General features: G+C 62.0%; 18 protein-coding genes. 9 read left to right on the forward strand and 9 right to left on the reverse strand.

Annotated elements, in window-relative coordinates:
* Positions 1 to 128: 128 nt before the first annotated feature.
* From J5N58_RS12465 to infC, 5 genes are all read right to left on the reverse strand, one after another.
* A complete protein-coding gene (locus tag J5N58_RS12465; RefSeq protein WP_244711007.1) occupies positions 129 to 1,451 on the reverse strand; it encodes a sensor histidine kinase in 1,323 nt (440 codons plus the stop codon).
* Complete coding sequence (locus J5N58_RS12470; RefSeq protein WP_112827578.1) at positions 1,448 to 2,113, reverse strand: response regulator transcription factor; 666 nt, start codon at positions 2,111 to 2,113, stop codon at positions 1,448 to 1,450. Before J5N58_RS12470 ends, J5N58_RS12465 begins: the two co-directional genes overlap by 4 nt.
* A 4-nt stretch (positions 2,114 to 2,117) precedes the next feature.
* The gene (locus J5N58_RS12475) at positions 2,118 to 2,597 is read right to left on the reverse strand and encodes a PepSY domain-containing protein (protein ID WP_244711009.1); all 480 of its coding nucleotides are present in this window, start codon (positions 2,595 to 2,597) and stop codon (positions 2,118 to 2,120) included.
* 153 nt (positions 2,598 to 2,750) lie between these two features.
* Positions 2,751 to 3,269 carry a hypothetical protein gene (locus tag J5N58_RS12480; RefSeq protein ID WP_244711011.1) on the reverse strand — a complete coding sequence of 173 codons (519 nt, stop codon included), beginning with the start codon at positions 3,267 to 3,269 and terminating at the stop codon, positions 2,751 to 2,753.
* Positions 3,270 to 3,425: 156 nt separating this feature from the next.
* On the reverse strand, positions 3,426 to 3,962 hold the full coding sequence (gene infC / locus J5N58_RS12485; protein ID WP_112827826.1) for a translation initiation factor IF-3: 537 nt from the start codon (positions 3,960 to 3,962) through the stop codon (positions 3,426 to 3,428).
* A 197-nt stretch (positions 3,963 to 4,159) separates the two neighbouring features.
* Here infC and J5N58_RS12490 point away from each other — a divergent pair, with 197 nt between their 5' ends.
* Both J5N58_RS12490 and J5N58_RS12495 read left to right on the forward strand, forming a co-directional pair.
* Entirely contained in the window at positions 4,160 to 4,969 is an 810-nt protein-coding gene (locus tag J5N58_RS12490) for an alpha/beta hydrolase (RefSeq protein WP_425314464.1), read from the forward strand.
* 114 nt (positions 4,970 to 5,083) lie between these two features.
* A complete protein-coding gene (locus J5N58_RS12495) occupies positions 5,084 to 5,701 on the forward strand; it encodes a transglutaminase-like cysteine peptidase (RefSeq protein WP_112827581.1) in 618 nt (205 codons plus the stop codon).
* Positions 5,702 to 5,712: 11 nt separating this feature from the next.
* Here the strand turns inward: J5N58_RS12495 and J5N58_RS12500 are convergent, their stop codons facing one another.
* On the reverse strand, positions 5,713 to 6,195 hold the full coding sequence (locus J5N58_RS12500) for an Lrp/AsnC family transcriptional regulator (protein ID WP_244711014.1): 483 nt from the start codon (positions 6,193 to 6,195) through the stop codon (positions 5,713 to 5,715).
* A 127-nt stretch (positions 6,196 to 6,322) separates the two neighbouring features.
* Here J5N58_RS12500 and J5N58_RS12505 point away from each other — a divergent pair, with 127 nt between their 5' ends.
* Positions 6,323 to 6,742, forward strand: a complete 420-nt coding sequence (locus J5N58_RS12505; protein ID WP_244711016.1) for a DUF2000 domain-containing protein — start codon at positions 6,323 to 6,325, stop codon at positions 6,740 to 6,742.
* A 123-nt stretch (positions 6,743 to 6,865) separates the two neighbouring features.
* Here the strand turns inward: J5N58_RS12505 and mbfA are convergent, their stop codons facing one another.
* Entirely contained in the window at positions 6,866 to 7,849 is a 984-nt protein-coding gene (gene mbfA, locus J5N58_RS12510) for an iron exporter MbfA (protein WP_112827584.1), read from the reverse strand.
* 211 nt (positions 7,850 to 8,060) lie between these two features.
* On the opposite strand from mbfA, the gene J5N58_RS12515 reads away from it, so the two are divergent.
* Positions 8,061 to 8,534 carry a group III truncated hemoglobin gene (locus J5N58_RS12515; RefSeq protein WP_244711019.1) on the forward strand — a complete coding sequence of 158 codons (474 nt, stop codon included), beginning with the start codon at positions 8,061 to 8,063 and terminating at the stop codon, positions 8,532 to 8,534.
* A 186-nt stretch (positions 8,535 to 8,720) separates the two neighbouring features.
* Positions 8,721 to 9,827: a TRAP transporter substrate-binding protein gene (locus tag J5N58_RS12520; RefSeq protein WP_112827827.1), complete on the forward strand. Its 1,107-nt coding sequence runs from the start codon at positions 8,721 to 8,723 to the stop codon at positions 9,825 to 9,827.
* Positions 9,828 to 9,942: 115 nt separating this feature from the next.
* Here J5N58_RS12520 and J5N58_RS12525 read toward each other — a convergent pair whose 3' ends face one another.
* The gene (locus tag J5N58_RS12525; RefSeq protein WP_113443984.1) at positions 9,943 to 10,761 is read right to left on the reverse strand and encodes an AraC family transcriptional regulator; all 819 of its coding nucleotides are present in this window, start codon (positions 10,759 to 10,761) and stop codon (positions 9,943 to 9,945) included.
* Positions 10,762 to 10,891: 130 nt separating this feature from the next.
* Here J5N58_RS12525 and J5N58_RS12530 point away from each other — a divergent pair, with 130 nt between their 5' ends.
* Both J5N58_RS12530 and J5N58_RS12535 read left to right on the forward strand, forming a co-directional pair.
* Complete coding sequence (locus tag J5N58_RS12530; RefSeq protein ID WP_244711021.1) at positions 10,892 to 12,094, forward strand: MFS transporter; 1,203 nt, start codon at positions 10,892 to 10,894, stop codon at positions 12,092 to 12,094.
* Positions 12,095 to 12,229: 135 nt separating this feature from the next.
* Positions 12,230 to 12,733, forward strand: coding sequence for a hypothetical protein (locus J5N58_RS12535; RefSeq protein ID WP_112827588.1), 504 nt, complete (start codon positions 12,230 to 12,232; stop codon positions 12,731 to 12,733).
* Positions 12,734 to 12,745: 12 nt separating this feature from the next.
* Here the strand turns inward: J5N58_RS12535 and J5N58_RS12540 are convergent, their stop codons facing one another.
* Positions 12,746 to 13,486 carry a pyridoxamine 5'-phosphate oxidase family protein gene (locus J5N58_RS12540; protein WP_112827589.1) on the reverse strand — a complete coding sequence of 247 codons (741 nt, stop codon included), beginning with the start codon at positions 13,484 to 13,486 and terminating at the stop codon, positions 12,746 to 12,748.
* 68 nt (positions 13,487 to 13,554) lie between these two features.
* Between J5N58_RS12540 and pdxR the strand changes: the two genes are divergently transcribed.
* Positions 13,555 to 14,961, forward strand: a complete 1,407-nt coding sequence (gene pdxR, locus J5N58_RS12545) for a MocR-like pyridoxine biosynthesis transcription factor PdxR (RefSeq protein ID WP_113443986.1) — start codon at positions 13,555 to 13,557, stop codon at positions 14,959 to 14,961.
* 111 nt (positions 14,962 to 15,072) lie between these two features.
* Complete coding sequence (locus J5N58_RS12550) at positions 15,073 to 15,354, forward strand: hypothetical protein (protein WP_112827591.1); 282 nt, start codon at positions 15,073 to 15,075, stop codon at positions 15,352 to 15,354.
* Positions 15,355 to 15,454 lie beyond the last annotated feature (100 nt).

Raw genomic sequence — 15,454 nt, forward strand, 5'->3', positions numbered from 1 at the left:
TTTTCAAGCATTAGAAACGGCCACGGCATGCCCTGCCGGACCGTTCGGACGCGCGCTTATAACCGCGAAGGGACAAAAGCGCAACGGGGTTCGACGGATTCTTGGGCTTTGTCTCTCCTCGTGATCCGCTACGTGCGCAGCGGAACCCTCAGTCTGACCGCCAGACCGCCGAGTCGGGAGCCTTCGAGCTCCATTGCGCCCGCATAGGCAGCAAGAATCTCCGCCGTGATCGATAGACCGAGGCCGGAACCCTCGTCATCCGCCCCGAGGTGCCGGCCCCTGGAAGGAAGTGTCGCGCGTTCGTGCGGAGCGATCCCGGGTCCGTCGTCCTCGACGGTGATGACGATTGCTCCATCCGCAACAATGGCCGCTATACGAATCCGACCGCGGGCATAGCGCGCCGCGTTGTCGAGCACATTGCCGAGCGCTTCCGCGAGATCGGCCGCATCCATGTCGGCGGTCAGTCGCTCATCGATATGGATTTCCCAATCGACATCGCGGGACTGGGTCACGGGTTTCAGCACGCTCACCAGCTTGCCGACCAAGGGAGCCAGTTCCGTCCGCGCCATCTGTTCTACGCCGAGCCTTGCCGACTGGAGCTGGCGGTCGGCGCGTTGGCGAACCAGGTCCACTTGCTGGCGCGCGAGCTTCTTCTGGGCCGGAGGCAGATGATCGGTCAGTTGCAGTAGCACGGTGAGCGGCGTTTTCAGCCCGTGGGCAAGATCGCTCGCGCGTGCCCTTGCCCTTTCCACCGCGGTTTCCCGCTCAGTCAGCAGCAGGTTCAGTTCGGACACGAGTGGCCGGAGTTCGGAGGCGCCGACATCCTCGACCGAGTTGGCCTGCCCCGAGCGGACAAGGCCGACCCGTTGCTGAAGTCGCGCAAGGGGAGAAAGCCCGACGCCAACCTGGAAAATCGCGGCAGCGACCAAAACCGCTGCCGTCAGAACGAGCATCAGCGCCATCGTGCTGTGAAACTGTGCGACGGCGTCATCGAGTTCGCTTCTATCGAACGCAGCCGAAAGCATGAAGCCGTGGGATCCGCCTTCATCGTCGAGCGCAATCTGGCGTCTGTAGACGAAAAGGCCGGCGCCATCCGGTCCTTCCGCAGCCATGAAGCCATGATCGGCTCGTGGCAGGTCGGCGGGCAGTTCAACGTCCCAGAGCGACCGCGAACGCAGCGCGGCGCCCGTCGCGGGCGTTATCTGCCAATAACGGCCGCTTCCCGGAAGGTTGAAGCGGGGATCGGTCGGCGTTTTTTCCAGAACGGCTTTTCCGTCGCGAAGCTCGAGAGCTGCTGCAAGCTGATCGATGATCGTCGCGCATTCGACCCGATATCGCTCTGCAACGTAGTTCGAGAAGACGCGGCTGAGACCGAAGCCCACCAGCAGCAGGATGAAGACGATCGCAACCATGGCGCCGGCGGCGAGCCGGATCCGGAGGGATTGGATCATGTCTGGTTGTCCGGCAACAGGTAGCCGAAGCCGCGTCGCGTTTCGATCGCTTCCGGATCGGTCTTGCGACGGAGCCTTGTGATCATTGCCTCGACGGCGTTCTTGGCGGCATCGTCATCGCGGCCCTGGACATGGCGGGCAATTTCGATAGGGTCGAAGACGCGACCGGGGGCGCTGGCAAGAAGCTGCAACAAGCGATATTCCAGCGTTGTGAGTTCGAGCGGGCGGCCGTCATAGGTGACGCGGCGAGTTTGGTCATCGATGACAAACCGGCCGGCGGAGTTGACAGGGGAAGGCTTGCCCCGTGCGCGGCGCAGCAACGCCTTGAGACGTGCGAGCAGTTCCTCGCTGCGGAACGGCTTGGGCAGGTAGTCGTCCGCACCGGCCTCGAAGCCGTCAACCCGCTCCATCCATGAACCCCGGGCCGTCAGCACGAGGATCGGCGTGTCGAGGCCGGCTGCTCGCCAGCGCTTCAATATGGAGAGGCCATCCATGCCAGGTAGGCCGAGGTCAAGAATGATCGCCGCATAGTCGCCTGTTTCACCCTCGGCCCATACTTCCGGACCCGTAGCGAGATGGTTGACGAGATACCCCTCGGCCTCAAGTTTGGCCTTGGTGTGATCTGCTATGTCGCGATCGTCTTCGGCGAGCAGCAGTCGCATCGCGTTACCACCCGAACAGGGACAGCTTGCGGCCGGTCACCGCATTGAGGCGAAGAGTGCGCACGCTGCCGTTATCGTTCTCGACCTTGAGCGTATAGAAGGGCGATTTGCCTTCGAGCGAGAGATCGACGGAGATCACGCGCCCGGCCTCCATGGCGTCCACACGGCGAAGGATCTCGCGAAGCGGCAGGATGCGCCCCTCGCGGACGGCGTCGCGCGCCTTGACGTGATCGTCCTCGCCGGCTTCGCTTTCGCCAGCGGAGCTGTCATTGCTCTCGTTATTTCCGTTGTTGCTCTCGTTGTCTTCGGATCCGGAATTGCTCCCGCCGCCGCTATCGTCACTGCCATCATCACCGCCATCACCGCCGCTGTCATCGCCGCCGTCGTCGTCGGCTCTGGCCGATGCGGCATGCGCAAGTGTGATGGCAAGCGGCATCGCCGCTGCGAGCAACAAGATGAAATGTCGCCTTTCCATAGCCATCATGCCTATGACGCTTTTCCTCGGAGTTGGTGCATGGTGGAGAGTAGCGTTTGTTTCATTGCCGCGCCACCGGGGCGAAAGGAGCCCCGCCCGAGGCCGGGCGGGGAGAAATGGCGCGCAGCACCGGCAGCCGCGCCGCGGCCATTTCAAGCGCAATCAGTTTACAGGGACGACTGTAACTTGCGTGACCGTACCTCTGGGAGCTTCGAACTTGACCTCGGTCATGCCGTGTTCCTGTTCGATTTGGACCCGCAGTCGACGACCGTTCTGGTCTACCGCGATCATCGTTCCGTTCGTCAGGCCACGCAGTTGGGTTTCGTTGACGACCAGACTGGTCTCGACATTGCGATCGCGGCGATTGCTGGTCTGGTCGTCATGGATATCGCTGTCGTCCGTCTTGCCGTCATCGGAGGCGTCGTTATCGCTGTCGTCGTCGGAAGCATCATCTCTGCTATCGTCGTCACCACCGCTGTCGTCTGAACTGTCGTTTCCGCTGTCATCGCCATGGTCATCGCCTCCATGATCGTCTCCGCCATCATCGTCGGCATAGGCGACGGATATGATCGAGGAGGACAGCGGAAGGGAAATGCCCGAGACAATGGCGGGCAGCAGGGTCAGGGAGAGCAGGGCGGTGCTCGATAGGAGCAGGGGTTTGCGCAGCAGGGCGAACATCATTTTTCCTCCGATGTTGAACATGAATGATCTCGATGAACAACATCTTGCACTCGTCGTCCTGACAGGACGGCCCGTCCGTCTGTCAGCGGATTGTCAGCGCAAGTCATGAAAAAAGCCGCCCTGAGGCGGCTTTTTTCATGGGGCCTTGGAGCACACTTATTTCGGAGCGAGCACCATCATCATCTGGCGTCCCTCGAGCTTGGGCTCGGCTTCGACTTTGGCGATCGCCAGGGTATCTTCCTTGACCTGCAGGAGCAGCTTCATGCCGAGTTCCTGGTGGGCCATTTCGCGGCCGCGGAACTTCAGCGTCACCTTGACCTTGTCGCCGTCCTCGAAGAAGCGCGCCATCGCCTTCATCTTCACCTCATAGTCATGGGTGTCGATGTTGGGTCGCATCTTGATTTCCTTGACCTCAACGATTTTCTGCTTCTTGCGCGCTTCGGCCGCCTTCTTCTGGTTGGCGTATTTCAGCTTGCCGAGGTCGAGGATCTTGCAGACCGGCGGCTCGGCATTGGGCGAAATCTCGACCAGATCGAGACCGGCTTCCTCCGCCATTTTGAGCGCCTGATCCGTCGGCACGATGCCGAGATTCTGGCCTTCTTCATTGATAAGCTGAACTTTGGGAACCCTGATTTCCCGGTTGGAGCGCGGCCCATCCTTGACGGGGGCGTCGGCTTTGAAAGGTCTGCGAATGGTCGTATTCTCCTCGAAATGTTCCGGATAACCGCAACGTTCTTGCTGCGCTGGAATCTCGTGCGCAGGCAAGATGGCGATTGCGGGTTCTAAGTCAATAGCATGCCTTCCATAGAAAATCACCTGTTGTCCGTTCCTTCGCGAGTGTGTTTTACAGGCCGCAACGTCGCATGGTGCGGGCAAGAAGGAGAACGGGCATGGCCGAGGGTGAAAACGGGATCGTCGGAACGCAGTTGACTGTGGGCGGGGGTGGCGATGCGCGGCCGATCGCCATGCTGCTGCGCCGGCGCCAGGAGCACACCCCGCCGGCGATACCGGCACTCGTCTGGCTCGGCGGTTACCGTTCCGACATGACCGGCACCAAGGCCATGGAACTCGACGCGCTTGCGGCCGAAAAGGGGCTCGCTGCAATTCGTTTCGACTATTCCGGTCACGGCGCTTCCGGCGGCGAGTTCCACAAGGGCACGATCAGCCGCTGGACGGAGGAGGCGCTGGCCGTGCTTGAACATGCCGCGCCGGAAACCGTTGTTTTGGTCGGCTCCTCCATGGGTGGCTGGATCGCGATCCGTGTCATCCAGGAACTGGCAAGGCTTGGCCGCGGGCCGAAGGTTGCGGGACTGGTGCTGATCGCGCCGGCGCCGGATTTCACCATCGACCTCATCGAGCCGAGCCTTTCGGAGGCGGAGCGTGTCTCGCTTTCCGAGCGCGGCTATTTCGAGGAACCCTCCGAATACAGTCCCGAGCCGAATATCTTCACCCGCGCCCTCATCGAGGACGGCCGGAAAAACCAGGTGCTGAAGGGCATCATCGAGACGGGCTGCCCGGTGCATATCCTGCAGGGCATGGCCGATCCCGACGTGCCCTACAGGCACGCGCTGAAACTCATGGAATTCCTGCCGGCTGATGACGTAGTGCTGACGCTTGTGCGCGACGGAGACCACAGGCTGTCCCGGCCGGAGGACATCGCCCGCATGAAGGCGGCAATCGCTTCGATGTTGCCGGAGTGATCGTGTCGCATTTTAACCATAGTTGACAAATCCCTAACGCGCCGCGGACCGCGGTGATTGACTCGCACGCCGCTTGAACCTTAACGTTTTGTTAACGATTAAGGGGACGAGTTCATGATGAACGGTTCGAAAGCGCTTGCTGCGCTGGTGGTTTCGCTGGCGGTCATGGCGCCTGCCAGCACTGCCTTGACGGCGCCGAAGACCCAGTTGTCCATGCAGACGGGCAACATCACGTCTCAGCCGATCGGCCATTACGAGTTCTGCCGCAGCTATCCCGATGAATGCAGCGTCCGGACAAGGCCCGGTCCGGCGCCGCGGGTCACCGCCCATGGCTGGAGCATCGTGCGGGAAGTCAACGGTTCGGTGAATGCCGCGATCACGCCGATGACCGATGCCGAGATATACGGGCGCGAGGAAGTCTGGGCCTATCCGAGCGATGCCGGCGATTGCGAGGATTACGTTCTCCTGAAGCGCAAGAAGCTGATGGAAGCGGGCTTCTCTCCGTCCGACCTGCTGATTACCGTCCTGCGCAAGCCCGACGGAGAAGGCCATGCGGTGCTGACGCTGCGAACCGCGGAGGGCGATTTCGTTCTCGATAACCTCACGGACGACGTCAAGCTCTGGACCAATACGCCCTACACCTACCTCAAGCGGCAGGCGAGCTTCGATTCGGGCCGCTGGGTCACCATCGAGAACGGCACCACCGACGTCATGGTCGGCGCTCTCAAGTAAGAACGGGAGCGCTACCTTCGGGCGAAGGACAGCGGGAAACCCTCGAACGGCTTGATTTCCTTCAATACGAAGGTCGTTTGCATTTCCTTGATGCGCGGCAGGCGGCGCACGACAGTCATCGCGAAATCCGCATAGGTGTCGAGGTCCGGCGAGACCACCTGCAACAGGAAGTCGGCATCGCCTGCAATGCTGTAGCAGGCGACGACCTCCTTGACCTTCGAGACGCTGGCCGAAAACTCCTCCGCCTCCTGTTCGCTGTGGCTGTCGATCTTGACGCGAATGAAGGCGAGCACGCCGAGACCGATTTTCTTGCGGTCCAGTGCGGCGCGATAGCCCCTTATGACGCCGGTTTCCTCCAGTTGTCGCATGCGCCGCCAGCATGGCGAGGTTGAAAGCCCGACCTCCTCCGATAGTGTCTGGTTGGTCATCCGTCCATCGGCCTGCAGCGCCTCCAGTATCCTGACGTCGACCGGCTCCAGCGCATTTTCAGGCATGATCTACCTCCGTGATTTCATAAATTGGTAGATCTTACCTAATTATGGATGGAGGCAGTAATAAAAGATAGGAAATTTCCGGTGCACAGCACTAGTTTTTGCTCGAAAACACAAAGCCGGAGCAGAAATGAGCGAAGACCTTCGTATCGCCATCGTTGTCAATCCCGAATTGCCTCAGGGTTTTCTCGCCAATACCGTTGGAGCGATCTCCATCGGAATTGGTGCGAAGCTGCCTGTGCTGGCCGCGCGCCGGCTTGAGGACGCCAGGGGGCGGCGGATCGACATCAGTTCCAGCCTGCCGGTGCCGGTCCTTCAGGCGGATGATGAGGCCTTGCGCAGGCTGATGCTGAAGGCGCTGGCGGGCGCCGATCCGGCGGGCGCCATTGTTCCGTTCCCGGCTTTCGCCCGTGCCCTGCACATCTATGCCGATTACGAGGCATCCTTGCCGGGTCGGGATCTCGGCGAGGAAAAGATCGACGGCCTCGGGATTGCCGGGCCGTCGAAATGGGTGAAGTCGCTGACGGGGTCGTTGAAGCTGTTGCGGTGAGGGGGACGTGAGCCGGGTTGTGACCGACGGATACGCCCGGCCACTCGCTTTTGGCTCGTGGCGTTCGACGCTGAAATCGATTCGCTGGATCGATTTCAGCGGGCGCTTGTGCCCGGTCGCATCTCACCCATTCCCGATCAGGATGCCGGCGGCGAGCACCAGCGATCCGCCGAATACGACCTGCATGACCGCACGGAAGAACGGTGTTTCCATATACTTGTTCTGGATGAAGGCGATGGCCCAGAGTTCGAAGAACACCACCACCGCGGCGGTCAGCGTCGCCGTCCAGAAATGCGGGATGAGATAGGGCAGGGCGTGGCCGAGGCCGCCGAGAGCGGTCATGATGCCGGAAGCAAGCCCGCGCTTGATCGGCGAACCGCGGCCGGAAAGCTTTCCGTCGTCATGGGCGGCTTCGGTGAAGCCCATGGAAATGCCCGCGCCGACGGAGGCCGAGAGGCCGACGAGGAAGGTCTGCCAGGTGTCGCCGGTGGCAAAGGCTGCGGCGAAGATCGGTGCCAGCGTCGAGACCGAGCCGTCCATCAGGCCGGCAAGGCCGGGCTGCACATAGGTCAGGATGAACTGCCGCCGCGCTGTCTCGTTTTCCTCCGCCGCCACCTCGCCCGGCACATGTCTCTCGCCGAGCATGGCGGCGATTTCCTCATGGCCCTGCTCGGCCAGTGCCAGATCGCCGAGCAGCTTGCGGGTCGAGGCATCGCTCGTACGCTTGGCGGCCTCCACATAGAAACGGTAGGCGCCTTCTTCCATCTTTCCGGCTTCCGCGCGGATCTGCTCCAGCGACTGGTTGGCGCGCAGCCAGTCGGGTTTGCGCTCGTAGAAACCGCCGACGTGATCGCGTCGGATCAGGGGAATGCGCTCGCCGAAACGCTGGCGATGCATGTCGATCAGCATGTTGCGATGGGTCTGCTCCACCTCTGCCATGTCCTCGAACACTTTCGCCGACTGGGGATATTGCGCCCGGAGCTGGTCGGCATAGGCGAGATAGATGCGCGCATCGTCCTCTTCGGACGAAATCGCCAGCGCCAGGATTTCCTGCTCGCTGAGGCTGTCGAAGGAGCGCTTTGCCGTTGAAAACAGGCTGCGGAACATGAATGGAAGACTCCAATTTTTAGAATTATTCTAAAATAAGTGCCTGCCCTACCACTGGTCAAGAGGCTGGCGTAAGGCCAATCGACGCAGATCGATCGCATTCCGCCACGCCCGCGCACATAGATGCGACGATCGGCCCCGGCCCTCCCGTTTGACGAATGCCAGCCGTAAGAGCATGAGAAGGTTACGCGGCAACGCAAAGGAGAAGGTCATGGAAAACGAACTGACCGGGAGGGCGGCCAACCGCGCCGAGATCCTGGAAAGAGCCGCCGCCGAGATGGCGGCGATGGGCGTCGACGTGGCCTTCATCGACCGTCTCGTCGAGACCTTCTACGGCCGTGTGCAGGCGCATGAGACGCTCGGCCCCGTTTTCGATACGCGGCTTGCCGGGCGATGGCCCGCCCATCTTCAGCGCATGAAGGCTTTCTGGACTTCGGTGGCTTTCAAGAATGGCGCCTATGGCGGCAAGCCGGTCCAGGCCCATCAAGGGGTGAATGGCATCACCGAGGGGCTTTTTATCGAATGGCTAGTGCTTTTCCGCGCGACGCTTGCCGATCTTGAGGCGAGCGAGGCGGCGCAGGCTTGGTTCATGGCGACCGCCGAACGTATCGCCCGCAGTCTGGTTCTCTCTCTTTTCTACAATCCGGCCTTCGACGACCCCCGCCGCAAGGCATCCGCCGGATGAGTCTTCGCGCAGTTTTCTGATTTCCTGGCCTGCGATCCGCGCAATTTTGCGAAAAGCATGAGGCGTCCCGGCGCAATTCCCCGCATCGCCGGTCTTGCAACCTGGCGACGGTCGTGCTTAAGACCGCGCCGGCGGAGGAGGCCGGGAGGAAACGATGACGACAGGAAACAACCAGGGCAGATGACCATGAACCGCCGTAATTTCTTCAAACAGGCCAGCGCCGTCGGCTTGGGTGCTGCAGCCTCCGCCGGACTTGCAGCGCCTGCCATCGCGCAGGAAAATCCCCAGATCACCTGGCGCCTGACGTCGTCCTTCCCGAAGAGCCTGGACATCATCTTCGATGCCGCAACCGATATCGCCAGAAGCGTGTCGGAAGCCTCTGGCGGCAATTTCACCATCCAGACCTTTGCTGCCGGCGAAGTGGTGCCTCCGCTGCAGGCCGCAGACGCCGTGGCCTCTGGCACGATCGAGATGGCCCATACCTGCTGCTATTATTACATCGGCAAGGACCCGGCCTTTGCGCTCGGCACGGCCATTCCCTTCGGCCTCAATGCACGCATGACCAACGCGTGGTTCACCGCCGGCGGCGGCAATGAACTGCTGAACGAGTTCCTCGCCGGCTATAACCTTTACGCGCTTCCGGCCGGCAATACCGGCGCCCAGATGGGAGGCTGGTACCGCAAGGAAATCAAGACCATCGACGACCTGAAGGGCCTGAAGATGCGCATTGCCGGCCTTGCCGGCGAGATCATGGGCAAGGTCGGCGTGACGCCGCAGCAGATCGCCGGTTCGGACGTTTATCCGGCGCTGGAAAAGGGCACGATCGATGCCACCGAGTTCGTCGGTCCCTATGACGACTACAAGCTCGGCTTCTACAAGGTCGCCAAGTATTATTACTATCCGGCCTGGTGGGAAGGCGGCCCGACCGTGCACGCGATGTTCAACCTCGACAAGTTCAACGAGCTGCCGGAAAACTACAAGCGCATGCTGACCGACGCTTGCGCGGCGGCGAACGCCCGGATGCTTGCCCGCTACGACGCCTCCAATGCCATGGCTCTGCGCCAGCTCGTGGCCGAAGGCACGCAGCTTCGCGCCTTCTCCTCGGATATCCTCGACGTCTGCCACAAGGCAGCTCTTGAGACCTATGCCGGTCTCAGCGCCAAGAATGAGAACTTCAAGAAGCTCTACGACAGCCAGCAGGCCTTCAAGAAGGACGCCTATCTCTGGGCGCAGGTCGCCGAATACGGCTTCGACACCTATATGATGCTGCAGCAGCGCGCCGGCACGCTCTGAGCCAAAACAATTCAGAAGACGAGTTCGAAAGCCCCGGATCGAAAGATCTGGGGCTTTTTGCCGTGATAGGGAAGCCTGCATCCCCGGTCGCAAAGCCGCTGCGGCGGCTTTCGCCTCAGGACGTCTGCGCCTTCAGATAGCTGCGGGGCGAACGGCCGAGCATGCGCCGGAACATGGTGGAAAAGGCCGCGATATTCTCGTAGCCGGCGTCAAGCGCGACATTGGTGATCGTCTCGCCATCCGCCAGTCTTGGCAGGGATGCGAAAAGACATGCCTGCTGCCGCCAGGTCACGAAGCTCATTCCGGTTTCCGCACGAAACAGCCGCGTGAAGGAGCGACGGCCGATGCCCATGTCCCGCGCCCAGTCGTCGATGCTGACGCTTGCCGAGGGAACTTTCAGGAATTGCCGGCAAAGCCGTGCCAGTCTTTGGTCATTGGGAAAGGGCAGGCCGAGCGGCCGTTCCGGTAATTGGCGGAATTCGTCGAGCAGCAGGTCGGTGACCATGGCCAGACGGTTCTGTCTGACCGGTTTTTCCTCCACTTCGATCAGTTCCTCGATCAGGTTTTGCGTAAGCGGAGTGACTTCGACCACGCGCGGCCGGCTGGCGCCGTCGCTTGCGACATTCACATAGATGGAGCGCATTTCAACGGCGCTGACCATCTCGGCGGAATGTTCCATGCCGGCGGGAATGATGAGGGCATGGCCAGGCGGGATCATCCATCGCCTGTCATCCGTGCTGACGAGCACGATGCCACGCCGTGCGAACCAGAGCTGTGCGCGCCTGTGCGAATGAAGGGCAACTTTGAAACCGGCGGGATAAACGCGGCCAAGCGCCAGAACCGGCTCGTTTGCCTGCTCGATCCAGATGAGGCTCTGATTGTGGTAGTCCCGGTCGACGCTCTGAGCAGCCCCGGTAAGATCAATAACGCGCATTTGGCCCACTCTCGAAAGAATTCGACCACAACACAAAAGCGGGCCAGCGACAAGCCGGATATGACGAGTGTCAATCCGCGCAGGGGTATATGCGGATCAGGTTTATCATCAAGGACGAGGGACAAAAAAGATGGCCAGCATAGCAGCCAGCGAAGGCCGGGTCGAAAGGACTGCCTTCTCCATCATTTTCGCCGCAAGCTTCTGCCACATGCTCAATGACATCATGCAGTCGCTTCTGACGTCGCTCTACCCGCTTCTGAAGGATAACTACGCACTCGATTTCGTGCAGATCGGTCTTCTGACATTTGCCTTTCAGGTTACGGCATCGCTGCTGCAGCCGGCCGTCGGCATCGTCACCGATCGCTGGCCCATGCCGTTTTCCCTGCCGGCGGCGATGCTGTCCACCTGCGCCGGCCTGATTACCCTTGCCTATGCCGGGCATTTCTCGGTGCTGGTGGTCGGGGCCTGCCTGATCGGTATCGGTTCTGCGATCTTCCATCCCGAAGCATCGCGCGTGGCCCGGCTTGCATCCGGCGGCCGACATGGTCTGGCGCAGTCCTTCTTCCCGGTCGGCGGCAATACCGGCACGGCCATCGGTCCGCTGCTTGCGGCCTTCATCGTCATTCCGCGCGGACAGGGCGTGCTGAGCTGGTTCTCGCTGATCGCGCTTCTCGGTTTCGGCGTACTCTCGGGCGTCAGCGTCTGGTACATGCGCCACCGCCGCAGCAATGCCGGGCGACCCTTGCCCAACAGGACGCTGCCGCTGCCGCGCTCCCAGGTGGCCTGGACGCTCGCCATCCTGATCGTGCTGACGGCGACCAAGAATGCCTATCTGGCCAGCCTTTCCAGCTACTTCACCTTCTTCGCCATCCATAAGTTCGGGGTCGGCGTGCAGGACGCCCAGATCATGCTGTTCCTCTTCCTCGGCGCATCGGCGGCCGGAGTCTTCTTCGGCGGGCCGATCGGCGACCGTTTCGGTTCGCGGGCGGTAATCTGGTTCTCGATCCTCGGTGTCATCCCCTTCGCGCTGCTGCTTCCCTATGCTGACCTGTTCTGGACCTCGGTGCTGGTGGTGGTGATCGGCTTCATCTTTTCCTCCGCCTTCTCGGCCATCGTCGTTTTCGCGCAGGAACTTGTGCCCGGTCGCGTCGGGCTGATCGCCGGCCTGTTCTTCGGTTTTGCCTTCGGTTTCGGCGGCATCGGCGCAGCCGTCCTCGGCGTCTTCGCCGACAGGCAGGGCATCGAGTTCGTCTACAATGTCTGCTCCTACATGCCGCTTCTCGGCCTGCTGACCGTTCTCCTTCCACGCCTGCCGAGTGAGCGGCGCGCGTAAACGTCGGGAGGTCGGCTATCCGCCGGGCTCCCGTTTCCATTTGTGGGGCACCATCGCTGTGAAGACCCGGTATCGCCGGCGGATGACTCGTGCTAGGAGCGGCGCTTCTTTTGATCGAACCACCGGCGGGGCTCCATGACCATCGCACTTTATGCTGACTACGTCGCGGATCTGAGGAGCCTGTTCGCCGAGCTTGACCGTTCGTCGGAGCAGTTCCAGACATTCGACGTACGAGTGGAACTGGCAGTCGCAGGCGGGCTCATCGTTTATGAAACAAAGCGCCGGAAGGGTCTGACAGACAGCCTTTTTTACGGCCGCTCCGCCAGCACCGGCGCCAACCAGCAGATCTCGCAGGCCACGGCCTTCGCCGCGATCGATCGTTTCCTGGCTCTCGGCCAGTTCATAGCTCTTGCGGGGGATGCTTCACAGGACCACGCAATGGATGCCGGATACCCGCATTGCGCCGTCAACTTCTCCTATCGGAAGAAGGGGCACCCCAAGGCGCTTTCCATGCTCATGGTCTTCATCGGTTTCAACGACGATGCCGATGCGCTCGCCTATGCCGAAAAAGCCGAGGACATCTCTACGTTCGTGAGCGCGCGGCCCTGCAAGGGAGATCGCGCCCACGAGTGGAAGTGAGACCTTGGCGCCTTATTGGTTGCCGGCCTCTTCATAAAGTCGCTGGGCCTCGGTCAGTGCGTCGTCCAGCCTTGTTCCGGCCCCATAGAGCGAGAGCGTTTCCGGCTTCGATACGCCGGCCGGAAGATGCGGCGAGACTTCCGTCTCTCCGAGTACCGTGCGGACCGGAATGACACCGGCCCATATCGGCAGGCCGTAATCCTCCTCGTCATCGCCGACGCCCTTGGCGCGAATCTTGGCCGAAGCATCCTCGATCCGCATGCCGATGACGGCCGTCGCCTTGATCTCCTGCCCGGTGGTTGGTCTCAGCAGTGCGCTGCGGTCCGGATAGAAGCGGTCAACGACGGCGCGCAGCGCCTTTCCCTTCTCGACCGGGTCTTCCACCAGCCGGGCGGTGCCGAAGCACATGGCCGAGCGGTAATTGGCCGAATGGTGGAAGCCGGAGCGGGCGAGCACCAGCCCGTCCAGATGCGAGACCGTCAGGCAGGCCCGCGTTCCGGTCTTGAGATGGCGCAGCATGCGGCTGGCTGACGAACCGTGCCAGTAGAGCATGTCGCCTTCGCGCCAATGGATCGTCGGCGTGCAGAAGGGCTGGCCGTCGATGACATAGGCGACATGACAGAGCATGCCGGCATCGAGGATCGCATACACGGCGGTGCGGTCATAGCTGCCGCGTTCGTGCAGGCGCTTGATCCGGTTGCGGTCGGTGATGGGGTAGGAGCCGGTTCCGGTTTCGATGCTGCTGGTGGACATGACCTTGCCTTCCTCAATGTTGTCGGTCTATCTATCCAGAGGCATTGGTTCGAAATAGCTCCAATTTCATGTCAAAAGTGAAGACCAATTCGGCCGACTGGTCGGCCCTGATCCCGGTCCTGCCGGATGACGGGCCGCATACGGCAGCACTCTACCGAGTCATCCGGCGGCTGATCGAGACGGGGACCATTGCGCCGGGAACCAAGCTTCCGCCGACGCGGGATCTGTCGGCCCGTCTGAAGGTTTCCCGCGGATCGGCGGTCGCCGCCTTCGAAATGCTGATCGCCGACGGCTTTGCCGAGGCGCGCACAGGTGCCGGAACCTTCGTGGCGGCGCAGGTTCCCGTCCTTCGCGCACCCGATACGGTCGTGGAGGCGGCAGGCGACATCGCGCCTCCCCTTCCGGGCACGTTGGGGATAGCGACTGCCGACGCTCGGACGTTGAAGACGTTCCGGGCGCTTATGTCCTGGCATCTGGCAAGGCCAGGCTTCGAGCATTTCCATTACGGCGATCCGCGGGGTTCGGCGGATCTGCGCGAAGCCGTCGCCACCTATCTGCGAACGGCACGCGGCGTGCGCTGCGATGGCGCTTCCGTCGTCATCACCCATGGCACCCAGCAGGCGCTCGACCTCTTCATCCGCAGCGCCTTGCAGCCGGGCGATGGCGTCTGGATCGAGGACCCCTGCTATCCGATGGCGCGAACCGCCTTTGCGGAAGCGGGAATGCGTCTCTCGGGCATTCCGGTGGATGCTGAGGGGATGGACCCGGTCGCCGGCGAGAACCTAATGCCGTCGGCGCGCGCTGTCTATGTCACGCCGTCGCACCAGTTTCCGCTGGGTGTCACCATGACCATGCGGCGCAGGCTGGCGCTGATCGACTGGGCACGGCGCAACGACGCTTGGATCATCGAGGACGATTACGACAGCGAGTTCCGCTATGCCGGGCCGCCACTTACTTCGCTGCAGGGCATGGATGATACTGGCCATGTCATCTATATCGGCACCTTTTCCAAGGCGCTCTTTCCCGGCCTTCGCATGGGTTACATGGTCGCACCGCCCTCCTTGCGAGAGAGGATCGTGGCGCTGAAGAGCCGTACGGACCGTTTCCCGCCGACGCTGGCGGAGGCAGCCCTCACCGATCTCCTGCGTGAAGGGCATTTCGCCGCCCATCTGCGCCGCACCCGTCGGCGCAGCAAGGTCGCGCGGGACGAACTGGTCGCGGGGCTCCTGTCCAATCCGCGTGCCGGCATCGAGGTGGAGACGCCCGATCAAGGGCTTCACCTCATCGCCCGCCTGCCTACGGGGGCGGAGGACACGGCGATGGTGGAGAAGGCGCGTGCCGCAGGGCTTGGCGTGCGGGCCTTGTCTGCCATGAGTGTTTCCGGAACGCCCCGGCAAGGGCTTGTCATCGGCTTCTCCGGGTTCGGCGGCGAGGCGTTGCGGGAGGCGGCAACCCGGTTTGTCGCGACCTTGTGAGAGGTGGCCATGAGGGCGTGCCTTGCGGATGAAGGGTTCGCACTGCTACTAGGATTGAACGCGAACAGCAGGAAGCCATGGCAGGGAGGCCGGGCTGGAGAAGGAGACGGCGTGAAATTCCTCGATCCGCAGCATCCGTTTTTCAAGCCACTCTGGCGCCGCATCCTGACGGTGGTTGCCCCCGCCGCCTGGGGACTGGTCGAGCTGTCGAACAATGCCTCCGGCTGGGCCATTCTGTTTTTCGGCGCATCCGCCTATGCGGCTTACGAACTGCTGTTTAATTTCGAGCGCAGCAGCCGGGCGAAGACATCTGCCACCGACAAGGACAGGTCGCCGGCGGACAACCACAGCGGCAATGACGGAGGCGATGGCGGCGGCGATGGGGGCGACTGACCGGTTCACCCGGAACAGTGTTATATGCTGGCGCGGGCATGGGAATCCGGCTGCTCTCTTGACCCGTCGGATGACCTTGCCAAGGGCTTCGGGGGCCAAT

This window comes from Paenirhizobium cremeum (genome assembly GCF_022884085.1).
Lineage (GTDB): Bacteria > Pseudomonadota > Alphaproteobacteria > Rhizobiales > Rhizobiaceae > Allorhizobium > Allorhizobium cremeum.